General features: G+C 58.7%; 10 protein-coding genes and 1 pseudogene. 4 read left to right on the top strand and 7 right to left on the bottom strand.

The genetic code is table 11. The features are described from left to right. Positions 1–240: 240 nt before the first annotated feature. Both DFO50_RS08735 and DFO50_RS08730 read left to right on the top strand, forming a co-directional pair. Positions 241–807 (top strand): hypothetical protein, encoded by a 567-nt coding sequence (locus DFO50_RS08735; RefSeq protein ID WP_028499622.1) that lies wholly within the window; start codon positions 241–243, stop codon positions 805–807. 24 nt (positions 808–831) lie between these two features. Then, positions 832–1,917 (top strand): ribonucleotide-diphosphate reductase subunit beta, encoded by a 1,086-nt coding sequence (locus tag DFO50_RS08730; protein WP_028499623.1) that lies wholly within the window; start codon positions 832–834, stop codon positions 1,915–1,917. A 321-nt stretch (positions 1,918–2,238) separates the two neighbouring features. On the opposite strand, the gene DFO50_RS08725 is transcribed toward DFO50_RS08730, so the two are convergent. Continuing rightward, a complete protein-coding gene (locus tag DFO50_RS08725; RefSeq protein WP_028499624.1) occupies positions 2,239–3,906 on the bottom strand; it encodes an ABC-F family ATP-binding cassette domain-containing protein in 1,668 nt (555 codons plus the stop codon). A gap of 271 nt (positions 3,907–4,177) precedes the next feature. Here DFO50_RS08725 and DFO50_RS08720 point away from each other — a divergent pair. Continuing rightward, positions 4,178–4,306, top strand: a pseudogene (locus tag DFO50_RS08720) (transposase); the annotation flags it as partial. A 56-nt stretch (positions 4,307–4,362) separates the two neighbouring features. On the opposite strand, the gene DFO50_RS08715 reads toward DFO50_RS08720, so the two are convergent. From DFO50_RS08715 to DFO50_RS08705, 3 genes are all read right to left on the bottom strand, one after another. Beyond that, a complete protein-coding gene (locus tag DFO50_RS08715) occupies positions 4,363–5,424 on the bottom strand; it encodes an alpha/beta hydrolase (RefSeq protein WP_112692350.1) in 1,062 nt (353 codons plus the stop codon). Between the two features lie 42 nt (positions 5,425–5,466). Next, entirely contained in the window at positions 5,467–6,303 is an 837-nt protein-coding gene (locus DFO50_RS19515; protein WP_028499626.1) for a carboxymuconolactone decarboxylase family protein, read from the bottom strand. 76 nt (positions 6,304–6,379) lie between these two features. Continuing rightward, positions 6,380–7,231: an aldo/keto reductase gene (locus DFO50_RS08705; RefSeq protein WP_112692349.1), complete on the bottom strand. Its 852-nt coding sequence runs from the start codon at positions 7,229–7,231 to the stop codon at positions 6,380–6,382. A 122-nt stretch (positions 7,232–7,353) separates the two neighbouring features. On the opposite strand from DFO50_RS08705, the gene DFO50_RS08700 reads away from it, so the two are divergent. Next, positions 7,354–8,316 (top strand): LysR family transcriptional regulator, encoded by a 963-nt coding sequence (locus DFO50_RS08700; RefSeq protein ID WP_028499628.1) that lies wholly within the window; start codon positions 7,354–7,356, stop codon positions 8,314–8,316. A 5-nt stretch (positions 8,317–8,321) separates the two neighbouring features. Here the strand turns inward: DFO50_RS08700 and DFO50_RS08695 are convergent, their stop codons facing one another. From DFO50_RS08695 to DFO50_RS08690, 3 genes are all read right to left on the bottom strand, one after another. Beyond that, positions 8,322–9,446, bottom strand: a complete 1,125-nt coding sequence (locus DFO50_RS08695; protein WP_199489781.1) for an HNH endonuclease signature motif containing protein — start codon at positions 9,444–9,446, stop codon at positions 8,322–8,324. A gap of 64 nt (positions 9,447–9,510) precedes the next feature. Continuing rightward, the gene (locus DFO50_RS18835) at positions 9,511–9,909 is read right to left on the bottom strand and encodes a hypothetical protein (protein ID WP_146745035.1); all 399 of its coding nucleotides are present in this window, start codon (positions 9,907–9,909) and stop codon (positions 9,511–9,513) included. 228 nt (positions 9,910–10,137) lie between these two features. Continuing rightward, a complete protein-coding gene (locus DFO50_RS08690; protein WP_112692348.1) occupies positions 10,138–13,674 on the bottom strand; it encodes an AAA domain-containing protein in 3,537 nt (1,178 codons plus the stop codon). Positions 13,675–13,797: the final 123 nt, after the last annotated feature.

Here is a 13,797-nt window from a genome sequence, read left to right as displayed (position 1 = left end):
GCCAGCCCGCAGGGTGCGAATCTTGCCAACAGGCAAGATCGCAGCGGTGGTTGAGGCGCAGCCACAACCCGGACGCTCCTGCGACAGCAGGAGCCAGCCCGCAGGGCGCGAATCTTGCCAACAGGCAAGATCGCAGGCGGTGGTTGAGGCGCAGTTAAGGCACGCAGCCCACGGCGGGCGGACAGGTGTATAAGCACAATCGTCACCTGTCTGTTCCCGTCGTCGATTGGAGAGAGCGTCATGAAACGCCTGCTGTTACTGATCTGCTGCCTGACCCTGGCCGGCTGCGCCACGGTTGCCAAACAACTGAACGGCAGCCTGCAACCGCCGCCCGGCTACGGCTACGCCATCGTGTCGATGACCGCGCTGGCTTTCGAGCCGGATGCGAGCTCGATCGAGGCGATTTACGTGCCGGACGGCGCGCCTGGCCGGGGTGGCAACATCCACGCCAGCCTGCTGACCGACTCGGTGTTCGGCGAAGCCGGCTCGTCGCCGGTCGAAGGCAAGCTGGCCCTGCTGACGCTGCCGCCGGGCAACTACCGCTTTGTCGAGGCCATCGGCTACTACCCGCAGGAGATCGCCGGCTGGCGTACGCGGCAGATCATCCGGATGCCGATGAGCGCGCCGTTTACCGTGACCGCCGGTCGCGCCGTCTATCTCGGCGAGATCCGGCTCGATCTGTCGTACCGGCCGGAACTGCTGCTGCGCGACGGCCGCCCGCGCGACTTCGGCCATATCCGCCGCGTCTGGCACGTGGAGGACCTCTCGCCGATCGACGTGCGGCTGCTCTCCCCCCTTACCCAATAATCGACGTACCCGACAGGAACCGACATGCTGACATTTGAAGACAACGACATCGCCGCGCCGGCCGTACCGGCCAATCCGACTGCCACCGCCATGCCGAACCGCGTCAACGCGGTCGACAAGCGCATCATCAACGGCAAGACCGACGTGAACCAGCTGGTGCCGTTCAAACACAAGTGGGCATGGGAGAAGTACCTGGCCCAGTGCGCAAACCACTGGATGCCGCAGGAAGTGAACATGCAGCGCGACATCGAGCAGTGGAAGACCGGCCAGCTGAGCGAAGACGAAATGCGCATCGTCAAGCGCAACCTCGGCTTCTTCGTCACTGCCGACAGCCTGGCTGCCAACAATATCGTGCTCGGCACCTACCGCCAGATCACGTCGCCGGAATGCCGCCAGTTCCTGCTGCGCCAGGCCTTCGACGAGGCCATCCACACCCACGCCTACCAGTACATCGTCGAAAGCCTCGGCCTGGACGAAGGCGAAATCTTCAACGCCTACAACGAGATCGCCTCGATCCGCGACAAGGACGAGTTCCTGATCCCGTTTATCGACGCGCTGTGCAACCCGGCCTTCAAGACCGGCACGCTGGAAACCGACCAGCAACTGCTGAAGTCGCTGATCGTGTTTGCCTGCATCATGGAAGGCCTGTTCTTCTACGTCGGCTTCGTGCAGATCCTCGCCCTCGGCCGCCAGAACAAGATGACCGGCGCCGCCGAGCAGTACCAGTACATCCTGCGCGACGAGTCGATGCACTGCAATTTCGGCATCGACCTGATCAACACCATCAAGCTGGAAAACCCGGAACTGTGGACCGACAGCTTCAAGGCCAGCCTGGATGAGCTGTTCCGCAAGGCGGTCGACCTCGAATACGCATACGCCGAAGACACCATGCCGCGCGGCGTGCTCGGCCTGAACGCCCCGCAGTTCAAGGAATACCTGCGCTTTATCTGCAACCGCCGCATGCAGCAGATCGGCCTGACCGAACTGTTCCCCGGCGCCAGCAACCCGTTCCCATGGATGAGCGAGATGATCGACCTGAAGAAGGAAAAGAACTTCTTCGAGACCCGGGTGACGGAGTATCAGACGGGCGGGGCTTTGAATTGGGATTGAGGGGGGTTGTCAGAAATCGGAAAGGTTGAAATTTTGTAGTCAAAAGTTGAAATTTCCGATAACCAAAGCATGAAATCTTGCTTTGCGAGAAGAAAGGGCCCTGTCGTTACAGGGCCCTTTCCATGTTGCGATCGGCAGTATCAGTAATCGGAAGTAACCTCTTGCTTGAACATTGGCATGCGCTCGCTTCTCGGCCAAAACTGACGTTCGACGGCTCGATGAAAAATGGCCGCTTACCTATTGGAAGTGGACTGCCCCGGCTCCTGCAGGTAATCCTGCCCCATGATTGGCCGCAAGGAGGTAACGCGCAGACGGGCCGGCTCAGCGCTTGCCGGCCGCCTCTTCTCGCCGGCGCTTGGCCTCTTCCAGCAGGTAGACCTGGTAATCGTCCAGATCGCCCGCGAAATCGCTGACCCCGCCACGCGACACCATCCAGAATTCGTCACACACCGCGCGCAGCAACGCCCGGTCGTGGCTGACCAGCATCACCGAGCCTTCGAACTCGTTCAGCGCCACGCTCAGCGCCTCGCGGGTGGTGAGGTCCAGATGGTTGGTCGGTTCATCCAGCAGCAGCAGGTTCGGCCGCTGCCACACGATCATGCACAGCACCAGCCGCGCCTTCTCGCCGCCGCTCATGCTGCCGACCGCCTGCTTCACCATGTCGCCGCTGAAGTTGAAGGTGCCGAGGAAATTGCGCAGCCCCTGCTCGCGGCAGTCATTGGCCGACGGCCGCATCGCCGCCGGGGTGTCGCGCGCCAGGCGGAACATGTGCTGCAGCGGATCGTCCTCCGGCCGCAGCACGTCCAGTTCCTGTTGCGAGAAGTAGCCGATGTTTAGCCCCTTGCCGCGGATGATCTCGCCACCGACCGCCTGCAGCGCCTCGGCCACGGTTTTCACCAGCGTCGACTTGCCCTGGCCGTTGGCGCCGAGAATGCCGATGCGCTGGCCGGCCAGCACGGTGCGGTTGACGTTGCGCACGATCACCGTCGGCGGTGTGTCTGCCGGCGCGCCATCCATTGCCGGATAGCCGAACGCCGCGCCGGTCATCGACAGCATCGAGTTCGGCAGGCTCATCGGCTCCTTGAATTCGAACTGGAAGTCGGCGTCGGCCAGCACCGGCGCGATCTTCTCCATCCGCTCCAGCGCCTTGACGCGGCTCTGCGCCTGCTTGGCCTTGCTGGCCTTGGCCTTGAAGCGGTCGATGAACTTCTGCAGGTGCGCCATCTTTTCCTGCTGCTTGGCCTGCGCCGCCTGCTGCAGGGTCAGCTGTTCGGCACGCATGTACTCGAACTTGCTGTAATTGCCGCCGTAGCGCACCAGCTTGGCGTTGTCGACGTGCAGCGTCACCGTGGTGACGGCATCGAGGAATTCGCGGTCATGGCTGATCACCACCATGGTACCGGCGTACTGCTTCAGCCACGCCTCCAGCCACACCAGCGCATCCAGATCCAGGTGGTTGGTCGGCTCGTCCAGCAGCAGCAGATCGGACGGACACATCAGCGCGCGCGCCAGTTGCAGCCGCATGCGCCAGCCGCCGGAGAAGCTGTTCACTGGCTGCTGCAACTCGGCGACACTGAAACCCAAGCCGAGAATCAGTGCCTGCGCCCGGGCCGGCGCGTCGTGGGCGCCGGCATCGTTGAGCGCGGTATAGGCGTGCGCCATGCGCATATAGTCTTCGCCGGCCTCGGCCTCGGTCACCTCCCGCTGCGCGGCGAGCAGGATGGCATCGCCTTCGACCACGAACTCGGTCGCCGTCTGCACCGTTTCCGGCATGTCCTGCGCCACCTGCGACATGCGCCACTGCGACGGGATCGACACATCGCCGCCGTCTTCGTGCAGCGAGCCGTTCAGCACCGCGAACAGCGAGGATTTGCCGGCGCCGTTGCGGCCGACCAGGCCGACTTTCTCGCCAGGATTGAGCGTCACCGACGCGTTGTCGAGCAGGACTTTGGTACCGCGGCGCAAGGCCACGTTTTTCAGAATGATCATGGGAAGCGCCGTGCGGCGGCAGGAAACAGGTTACGCCGCGACCGGCGACAAGGCGGGAAGACGACAGGCAATGCGGCCAACGTTGGCCGCATCAGGACAAGGGTGCTGCCTCGGCAGCGTGGCGCCGCCGCATGCTGCAAAGCAATAAAAACGGCGCGGCGCAGATGGTAACACGCCCCTACGCGCTCCAATGACCTCCTCCCGAAAAACCGTAGCGGTGAGAAGTAGAGATTTCTGGCAAATTTGAGCCCATCCGGGCAGGAGATTTGTCATGAAAAAATCGAAGTTCACGGAAGAGCAGATTGCCTTCGCGCTGCGCCAGGCGGAGTCGGGCACCACGGTCGCGGAGGTCTGCCACAAGATGGGCATCTCCGAGGCCACCTTCTACAACGGGAAGAAGATGAGTCTCACAGGGGTGTCGAGCAGCAGATAACGCCCTGCCCGACCATCCACCAGTCATCCATAAAGCGTCCGGCCAAAGAAGTCTTTCAGCTTGTTTACGGCCAGGCCCACATACAGCGGCTTCCAGTACGTCTCGATATGGGTCGCTCCCTCGATCAGGAACAACTCCTTGTCCTTTGCATTCACTGCCTTCGTGAACGCTTCCTTGCTCATATAGAGCGAGTCGGCCCGGCTGCCGGCCATCATCAGCAGAGGCTGGGCAATGAGTTCGATATTGTCGGTTGCATCCCAGCGCATCAGGTCCAGCAGGCTGCTCGTGGTGTACTTGAAGGTCGAGTTGGGGTGCGCGTGTGTCTTCCCGTAGTACTCGTAACCCTGCCGATACAGATCGAACGGCAAGCTGGCAATCTGTTCGTCGGTCAGGTTTGCATCCCCGGAATAAAGGACGTCCCCTCCCACTGCCTCCTGGGCCCGGGCTGCCGAAGCCTGCTGCAGCCGTGACTGGATGGTGTCCAGTTGCGAATCCGCATAACCATTACGGCGAACCCGCCCCGAGTTGAACATGCTCAACGTCGCAACCGCTTTGAATCTCTTATCGGATTCTGCCGCGGCCAAAGCGTAGCCGCCTCCACCGCAGATACCGAGCAGCCCGAGTCGCGCCGGATCGACGCCCTGGAAACCGGAAATAAAGTCCGCCATCCCATGGATGTCTTCCACGCGATTCGCCGGCTTGTCGACGTGACGCGGCATGCCGCCACTGCCGCCTTGATAGGCGGCGTCGGCAACGATGGTGATATAACCCTGCTCGGCAAGCCGTTGCGCGTACAGACCAGCCACCTGCTCCTTGACGCCACCATTCGGATGCGCGACCACAACCGCGGGGTACTTTCGTTTCGCATCGAAATGGGCGGGCGTGTAAACATTGGCGACGATATCCAGGCCGTTGAGCCGGTATGTCACCGGCGTGATATTGATGGCTCCCCTGACGTTCCCGGTAATGGCGCCGTCGTAGGCCAGCGAGAAGGGATTCTGCCTGTAGTCTGCAGCCATGCTTGCTCCCGATAAAAGGCTGATCGCGCCAGCCACGCAGAATGCGTTGAAGATTTTCAAATTCATAAGAGTCTCGAATGGGCGGGATCCCGGGGGCCGGCAGCGGGATCAGGGCGCGGGTTTGCGCTGAAAAACATCCCTGGCAACCCCCGTTGCCGACACGGCATTTGGCCAGCCCGTATAGAAGGCCAGATGGGTGATGAGCTCGGACAGCTCCAACTGCGTCAGGCCGTTCTGAAGGCCAAGGACGAGGTGCGAGCGCAGTTGCTCCGGCCGGTTCATGGCAATCAGGGCACTGACGGTGGCAAGACTGCGGTCCCGCTTGCCCAGGCCGGGTCGCTCCCATATCTCGCCAAACAGAACCTGATCCGTAAGTTCGGCAAGTTTGGGGGCGACATCCCCCATCAACTGCCGGGCACGGCTCGGGCTGCCCACCGGGGCCGACCCTAATCCCGTGCTCTTCACTGCAGCCAGATAGTCCTGATCACTTACCTTGTCTTGCCAGGTGACGGCGCTGCCATTTTCTTTCTCGGCGATTGCAATATGCGTCATCGCTCCGCCAGGTCCTGCGCCATGCCAATGGCGCACATTTGCAGGAATGGTAACGACATCGCCGGGCCGGAGGATCTGTGCAGGCTGGCCGTCTTGCTGCACCAGGCCAATCCCGGAGGTAACGACGAGAATCTGCCCGAGAGGGTGGCTGTGCCATGCGGTCCGGGCTTGTGCTTCAAAGCTCACGGAAGCCCCCCCTGCGTGACCGGGCGGGAGAGCCTGGAATGGCGTGGAAATGCGAACAGTCCCGGTAAATGTCTCCGTCGATCCGATGGACACGGGTGCAGTCTCAGCGGAACGCACTTCAACGACCGGCAAGGGCGCTGCCCGGGCGGGTAGCTGCGTATTGGCGCCGGCGGCACACGTCAGGGCAAGCATAATCAGCGCTTTCATGAACGGGCCTCCTTTGGGCACAAGATGTCACGCCGACGTAGGTCCGGAGCTTTGGGTACGGTCATGGCCATTTGCTTCAGATATCGAGTCTGCGCTCGGCCATCCACTTGACGATGGCCGGGTCGCGATGCGAGAAGAAACTGCTTGTGTTGGTATCCAGCGTGGCGATGAGGGCCATGTCTGCATCAGCCAGTTCGAAATCCAGAACGGCGAGGTTTTCGGCCATGCGCTCCTTGCGCACCGACTTGGCCAGCGCGACGATGCCTCGCTGCGTCAGCCAGCGCAGCACAACCTGGCCCACGGACTTGCCGTAGCGCCTGCCGATACCGATAAGCAACTCGTTCTGGAACAGGTTGTTGCGGCCCTCTGCAAATGGCGCCCAGGCTTCGGCCTGCACACCGATTTCCTGCATGAAGGGAGCGCTCTCCCGTTGCTGCAAAAAGGGATTCACCTCGATCTGGTTCACAGCCGGCGCCATCTCGTTGAATGCCTTGATATCCATGAGCCGGTCAGGATGAAAATTGCTGACGCCAATGGCGCGCAGCTTGCCGGCACGGCAAGCCTCTTCCATCGCTCGCCAGGAACCGTGCACGTCACCAAACAGCTGGTGAATCAGATACAGGTCCAGATAGTCGAGCTGCAGGCGTCGTAGCGACTTGTCGATCGCCTCGCGGGTGTGCTCATACCCGGCTTCCTGCACCCACAGCTTGGTCGTTACGAAGAGCTGGTCGCGAGCGACGCCACTGGCCTTGAGCCCCTTGCCAACAGCCTCTTCGTTCATATACGAGGCTGCAGTATCAATCAGCCGGTAGCCACTCTCGATGGCATCAATCACGCTGCGTTCGCATTCCTTCGCATCAGGAATTTGAAAGACGCCGAAGCCCAGGATGGGCATTTCTACGCCGTTGTTCAGTGTCACGTGTTGCATGGCGAGTCCTCGAAGGTTTGCTGGCTTGAACTCTAGGCCCGATACTCGCATTTAAATAGCTGCAAAAAGATTGTTTTATTAACATCAAATTAGGGACAATAACGAAAAGGAGGCGCCTTCGAATGGCCATCAACGAGCTTCGATCCTTGTCCACCTTCATCAAGGCGGCAGAACTGGGCAGCCTGCGCAAAGCGGCGCAGGCTCTCGACATCAGCCCTCAGGCAGCCAGCAAGGCGCTGGCACAGCTGGAAGCGCATCTGAATGCGCGGCTGTTTCACCGTACTACGAGGGTCATGTCCCTCACGGATGCTGGTCAGCGCCTGCTTGAAGATGTCCAGCCGGCACTGCTGGGCATACAACGCGCACTGGCGCATGCCCGGACGGCCAAAGAGGAGTTTGCCGGGCCACTGCGCATCGCCGGCCCCCGCACGACATTCCAGCCCATCCTTTGGCATCTAGTGGAAGAGTTCTGCGCGTTGTACCCGGACATTCAGCCAGACGTGCTTCTGGATGACGGAGTTGGCAACTGGGTTGAAAACCGGGTGGACGTCGGCTTCCGGCTTGGACCGTCGCCACACGAGGGCGTCATCGCGCGCAAGCTGTTCCCGCTGCAATTGATTGTTTGCGGCGCGCCGGCCTACTTCCAGCGTTATGGGGCGCCGGGCTCACTGGCCGCGCTCGCCTCTCACCGTTGCAGTGCTTTCCGTAATCCCGGAACGGGCAAAGTCACGCCGTGGCATGTGAGGCTTGGCGAACAGATCGTCGACCAGCCGGTCGTTCCCGCAATCTGCAGCAATGACGAGATGTTCGAGCTGCAGGCCGTGCTGTCCGGCAGCGTACTGGGACAATTGGCAGGCGTCACCGCCGCCCCCTACATTCGTTCAGGACGGCTGGTTCCCGTTCTACTGGATCACATACCCGAGTTCGGGAACTATTCCGTGTACTTTGGCAGCAGGACGTCCCAGCCGGTACGAGCCCGGGCGTTCATCGACCTCGCGGTAAAGCGTCTTACTGACAATCCGGCGTATTTGCTGAGTGCTGAAGAGCTGCGGGACGGGTATCGCCGGGTGCGAGGGACAGAATGACGGCACTACTCACACACCAAGCGCTCAACGGATAAATACAGCTGTTCGACTAACTGTTTTGAATATGCGCCATAATGAAGTTCACGGTGGCAGTTTGGGCAGACGGCTACCGCATTCGATACTTGATCTGAGCCTTGATCGGCCAATCTTCTGACGTGGTGCACCTCAAGATAAGGCATGCCATCTGCAGCCTTAAAAGGAGCTGATTTTTTACAGCACTCGCAAACACCACCGGCCTGCTGCAAAATCCATGCTTTGATTTCTGGATCACGAGCATATTGAGTACTTGCAGAGGTGAACGGTTGGGGGCTATCACTGCCTGTCGGCACAGGAAGTTGCTTCTTTTTCACCTCATCCCGAACAGCAATCTCAAACGCAACGATGGGTGCTACCTGCCGCCCTTCGGCTTCCGCAAGTAGTTGCTCGATTTGTCCAGCCACTTGCGCACCGACATTTTTTGCTGGCTTTAGACCACGGAGCCAGTCCCGTCCCATCAGCGAAAGCACATAGGAAATATTTTGCATCCGATACTCGAATGCCTTTGCCGTTCTATTAAATTTCCCTGCAAGTTTTTCGTAGTACTGTTTTTTAACATACGGCTTACCCGCTCGGTCACGGGTCATCATATCTAGATAGGCCTCGACAGCCGAGCGCAACTCATCCACCGTCCACGCCGCGCCGTTGGCTTCTTCCACTGCAGTTGCAAGAGTAGGCGAAGAGAGCGTGTGGGGTTCAATCTCTAAATTGGGCAATAAATAATCCGACCAATCAAAAGCTTTCGACTTCTCAATTTCGGACGTCCACCAAGAAAAATCATTAGCTGACCGGCCAGACAATCTAAAATAGTCTTCTTCAGGCGCCATAGCGCTAGTGTCGATGATCACTCCCGTAATTGCAGGCACACCGGCATCATGCGTCCAAGTTGTCAGCGCAGTGAGCCCCTGTCTCCTCAAACTCTCCTCACAGGAAATCCCGAGTGACGGCAATCCAAGCTGATCGTGTACTAGCTTATAGCTGATATAAGTTTTTTTATCGCCAGGCTTTACGGCGGAGAGTAAGGCAACGAGTAGCGCAAGCAACTTGCGCCCGGCATCGTCAAGCTCACAACCGCCCTGCGCTATTTTTGGCATACCCCACCCTTTAACGTTTTACTACAACTATGCTTCGATCACATATCTACTGAAATGGAAGTCTTTATTTCCAGCAAGCAAGCATCGATTTTGCATCTTCTTTCGTTAACGACATCTCGAGAGAATCTGCGACGTCGTTGCAAGGCCTTTTATCGAAAATGGGGTCTTCCGCTATATTTTCATATAGAGTTGAACTCCCTATAGCCTCTGCTGAATCCGCCCAAAATGCAGTTGCAATAGCCAGCACAAAACCTGGGTAGGCTGTAGCAAGATTCAGCCGCGTTTTTTCCATGCCCGCCTTCATTTCCGGATGAAGCTTTTCGCAGACAATGGATTTATGCCAATTACTTGCCACAAAAAATCCATAGCTATCGCAGTCGCTAAATTCATTGACATCTTCGGCATTGGACAACATTGAGAAACCAAGCAAAAAAGCACTACAAACCCAAACAATTTTCTTCATAATCCATGTTTTACATCATGTTTTACATACAGGATATAAAATTCAAAACCTGCTCAATATCAGAAACAAAAACTCACTCAACAATTTAACTGACAATATAATATCGCCAAACAAACTCAATGTACATGACAAGCGAAGCAACGCTCTATCCGCCCAGCAACGTATCTAGGTGCTGAATAGGTTTCCACCTGCTACCTATCCAGCGCTATCTGCCTTGAAAACCAAGCCTCACCCCACCTCGCACACTTCTTCATCGAACTGATACACCAGCGTGCGACGTTGCAGGCTTTCTTTCATCACCGTGATTTCGTGGCAGAGGTCAGCACCGCAGTAGGCCAGCGAGGTTTCGTGCCGTGCATACTTTTCATCTCGGCTAGCGCTGAACCAGTTGAACGAGCCGACGCAATACAGGCTGTCGTCGCCGATCACGATCTTGCTGTGCACCTTGTGGACGATGTGCATGCTGATGCCCTTGCCACTCAGGGCGGAGACCACCGTACGCAGCGCCTGGTGCTTGTTCCACTGCGGGTTGCCTTTGTCAACATTGCATTTCAGGTCGGTATACACATGGACCTGGACGCCTCGGCTAACCGCGTCATTCATCGCGGCAAGGGCACCAGTTTGTTCAATACGCTCCAGCTTGATCCACGGGGACACGACATGTACCTCGCGCTGGGCGCTGGCCAGCGTATCGAGCAGAAAAGCATCGTGCTCCTGTGCATCTCGCAGCGGGCGGAGGTGGATTTGCGGGCTAATCAGGTCTGGACGCGGCTGATAGTCGAAACTCAGCGCATTGTCTATCTCGCGGAACAGGAATTGCCCGAGCAGGCCACGTGGTGTCGTTCCCGACTTCTGAGCGAAGGTATCCATATCGCCAAACACCAGAAAGCTATCTTTTGCTCTGGAAACCGCTACATTCAGCATGCTGGGGCGTCTGTCGATAAAACTGCCATCAGCATGTTTGGAATACACCGGGGAGAAGATCACCACAGGTCGTTCTGCCCCCTGCAGCGAATGTACGGTGCCGATAGTGATGTCGCTGCTACTCGCGCCCACCGAGATGCCCTGCTCTTTGCATGCAGCCGACAGCGCGCTGACTTGCCCGGAGAACGGCGTCACCACGGCAACAATCTGTGCCAGCGGTTTATCGTACTGTTGTTCCAGCGCGGCCCTGTTTGCCGCGATCCAGGCGGCAATTGTCTGAGCTTCCAGCAAGTTTTCCCAGCTAGCACCATGCTGGCGCAGGCATAAACCGTCGACATGCAGATAGCCCAATGCCGGCAAGTGCAGGTCGTCGCGAGGATGCAGGCCACGCCTGGCGATCAGTTTGCCGCGATAACATAGTGTGTTGCAGTAGCTAATGATTTCATCAAAACAGCGCCGATGCTCGTACAGGTACAACCCGCGTGCCAAGTCCTGATCGTAGTGGTAGCGACAGGCATACTGGGCGATCCGCATTACGCTACCGGACGCAGCGGTCTTGCCACTCATGGACACACGCTCGTAGCCGTCGTCGTCGTCACGACCAGGCAGGATGCCGGCACTAAATAAATTGCCGATATCCACACGGGCCGGAACGCTCCAGATGGGTTCGATCTGGGCGGTATCGCCGATAACCAGAGCGGTCTTAGCCAGCGAAAATGAGGCGCCAGCAACTTCGGGCAGTACCTGCCCGGCCTCGTCGACAATCAGCAGATCGGCAAAGTCGTAAAGGTAATCGTCGACAAACCGTTGTCCATCACGGCGGGACACTTTCATTTCGGATGGCAGCATAAAAAAGGTCGACACCACGCAGGGCGTCAACTTCATACGCCGGCGCCAACGTTTCTCGGCCGCTACCCGACCGGTCTTGCGCTTTTCCGCCTCCAGGTCAGGCGCCAGGTCTTGCATATCCAGCAACCAGCGGCCTTCCCAATAATGCGTCGTCAGTTGAAAGACTGGGAAACGAATGCGGGTATCCGCGATAGGATCGCAATCGGCCAGAGACCAGCGCCCGGCGTCATCTTCCATTCCCAACGGAATCAATGCCGTCCGCCAGCCGGCCAGTGCATCGGCCTCGGTCCGGATCAGGGCTTCTCCGTACCGGATGCGGCGATGCTGCTCATCATGTTGTTGATCCGTATGCTCGACAACGGCGATCAGCCAGGCTCCGATTTGCTCGATTCGCTCCCAAGCACAAGTTTCAAGCCACGATGGCCAGATAGGGTCGAGAAACTGGCGGGCTAGCTGCATGCGCTTTCTGGCCACCGGCGCCAACCAGGAAAACGGCGCATACAGCAGGGGTTCTTTGGCCAGATAACCATCCCATTGTTCCAACAACGAACATAGGTCGAGCAAACTGGCGTCGAGACTCTCCCCTTGCCTGCGCCGTTCGGCCATGGCGGCATCCGGGTTCTCGCCCAATTCCTTTCGGACCGTGTCCCGTGCCGCAGCCAGTCGTTGCCAGGTCTGCTCCAGATCGTCGAGCTTCGCCGCCTCGGTCGCAATAGCCTGTCGCAGCTGCTGTGTAGCAGACAAAACGGTCAAGCTGTCGTCCGCACCGGGCAACGCTTGGCGTGCCGCAGCCAGATAGGCCAGCTTGGCGTCCTGAACTTGGGCTTCTGATTCGATGCTCTCGAAAAAACGACGGGTCTGGTAGCGTTCGGCCAGCTTGGCTTCCTTACCTTTAGCTGGGAAATAGGCCGCAAAACTGTGAACGTCGGGCAACCAGCGGCCAGCAAACGGGCCACTGCCATGGGCAAAGTCCTTGCCGAACGCGTCAATGATGTTAGTTACCGCCTGATTGTTGGTAGACGCCGCCAGAATCAATGGCGGCTCTCCCCCATCCAGGGCTGCCCTGGCCCACTGCGTGGCGACAACGGTCAGCAACAGGGTCGTCTTCCCGGTCCCCGGCGGGCCATTGACAGCCAGTATTTCACCATGCTCAGCGAGCAGTAGATGCGATAGGGCATCGCGTTGGGCATCGGCCAACGGATAGAGATCGCTGGCGTGCCCCAACCGTGCAGAGAAACAGGCATTGGGCGGCAGGCAGACGTCAGGAGGACTCAAGCGCTCATCGGAATAACGCTCGAACAACGGTGCATCGGGTGTGCACTGCCGCAGATGGTCATACAGGCCGAGAATATGCTTGCTCGCCCCTGTGATGACATCCTTCTTGCGCAGGAAACCGTGGTCAGCCAGGATAAAACTTTCGTCGAGCGCAGAGCGCTCTCCCGTCACCTGCGCCAGCAATTGCCTGCAACCCGCCAGATAACGCGCCCACCCGGCCTGGTGACGCTCACCGAAAGCATCTTCCGTCATCTGTTCGTCACGGCACGAATCCACGCCGGGAATCGGGCTTCTGCTCAGGAAATCGTCCAGATCATTCACAGTGCCGACGGAGAATGCTCCTTGCTCCAACGGCTCCAGAATATCGCGCGGCATGACAGTATCCGCTAACGGAAACAGGCGGCCATCGCGTGCCAGTAGAGCCACGCCAACCACTGGTGTCACAATATCCGGCATGCCGGCATGACGTTTGCCATGCGACATTCGCGCCATATAAACCTGCGGGCGGATCATCACGCTGACAAACGGGTGCGGCTCAGGCTCCCCGGCAAAGCATGCGTCGACAATGTCACTGCCGACCCGGCCGCTGGCGAGTGCATCCGGGGTCAGCCACAGCTGATCCTCAGTCTCGCCGCTCCTGAATGCCCCACGCCCAAGGTCCGAGTCCGCCAGAGATGTCCGCCAGTAATCGGCATACGCGATGGATTGTACTGTCATGTCTTTTCGCTGCGCACCGCCCGGGTCGGCTATCGACCCGTCCGCAGTCTGTGAATATCGTAGCTGCCCCTTATAGCATATTCACAAAGAAAAAAACCCAACGTCATTATTTATTGATACAAC

It is taken from the genome of Microvirgula sp. AG722, assembly GCF_003269145.1.
In the GTDB taxonomy this organism is placed as follows: domain Bacteria; phylum Pseudomonadota; class Gammaproteobacteria; order Burkholderiales; family Aquaspirillaceae; genus Microvirgula; species Microvirgula aerodenitrificans.
This window is presented reverse-complemented; position numbering and strand designations above follow the sequence as displayed.

What these genes read in the sequence shown, in the direction of transcription:
- DFO50_RS08690 (WP_112692348.1), bottom strand. Translation starts at nt 13,674, where the DNA reads ATGACAGTACAATCCATCGCGTATGCCGATTACTGGCGGACATCTCTG.
- DFO50_RS08695 (WP_199489781.1), bottom strand. Translation starts at nt 9,446, where the DNA reads ATGCCAAAAATAGCGCAGGGCGGTTGTGAGCTTGACGATGCCGGGCGC.
- DFO50_RS18835 (WP_146745035.1), bottom strand. Translation starts at nt 9,909, where the DNA reads ATGAAGAAAATTGTTTGGGTTTGTAGTGCTTTTTTGCTTGGTTTCTCA.
- DFO50_RS08735 (WP_028499622.1), top strand. Translation starts at nt 241, where the DNA reads ATGAAACGCCTGCTGTTACTGATCTGCTGCCTGACCCTGGCCGGCTGC.
- DFO50_RS08700 (WP_028499628.1), top strand. Translation starts at nt 7,354, where the DNA reads ATGGCCATCAACGAGCTTCGATCCTTGTCCACCTTCATCAAGGCGGCA.
- DFO50_RS08725 (WP_028499624.1), bottom strand. Translation starts at nt 3,906, where the DNA reads ATGATCATTCTGAAAAACGTGGCCTTGCGCCGCGGTACCAAAGTCCTG.
- DFO50_RS08730 (WP_028499623.1), top strand. Translation starts at nt 832, where the DNA reads ATGCTGACATTTGAAGACAACGACATCGCCGCGCCGGCCGTACCGGCC.
- DFO50_RS08705 (WP_112692349.1), bottom strand. Translation starts at nt 7,231, where the DNA reads ATGCAACACGTGACACTGAACAACGGCGTAGAAATGCCCATCCTGGGC.
- DFO50_RS19515 (WP_028499626.1), bottom strand. Translation starts at nt 6,303, where the DNA reads ATGAAAGCGCTGATTATGCTTGCCCTGACGTGTGCCGCCGGCGCCAAT.
- DFO50_RS08715 (WP_112692350.1), bottom strand. Translation starts at nt 5,424, where the DNA reads ATGAATTTGAAAATCTTCAACGCATTCTGCGTGGCTGGCGCGATCAGC.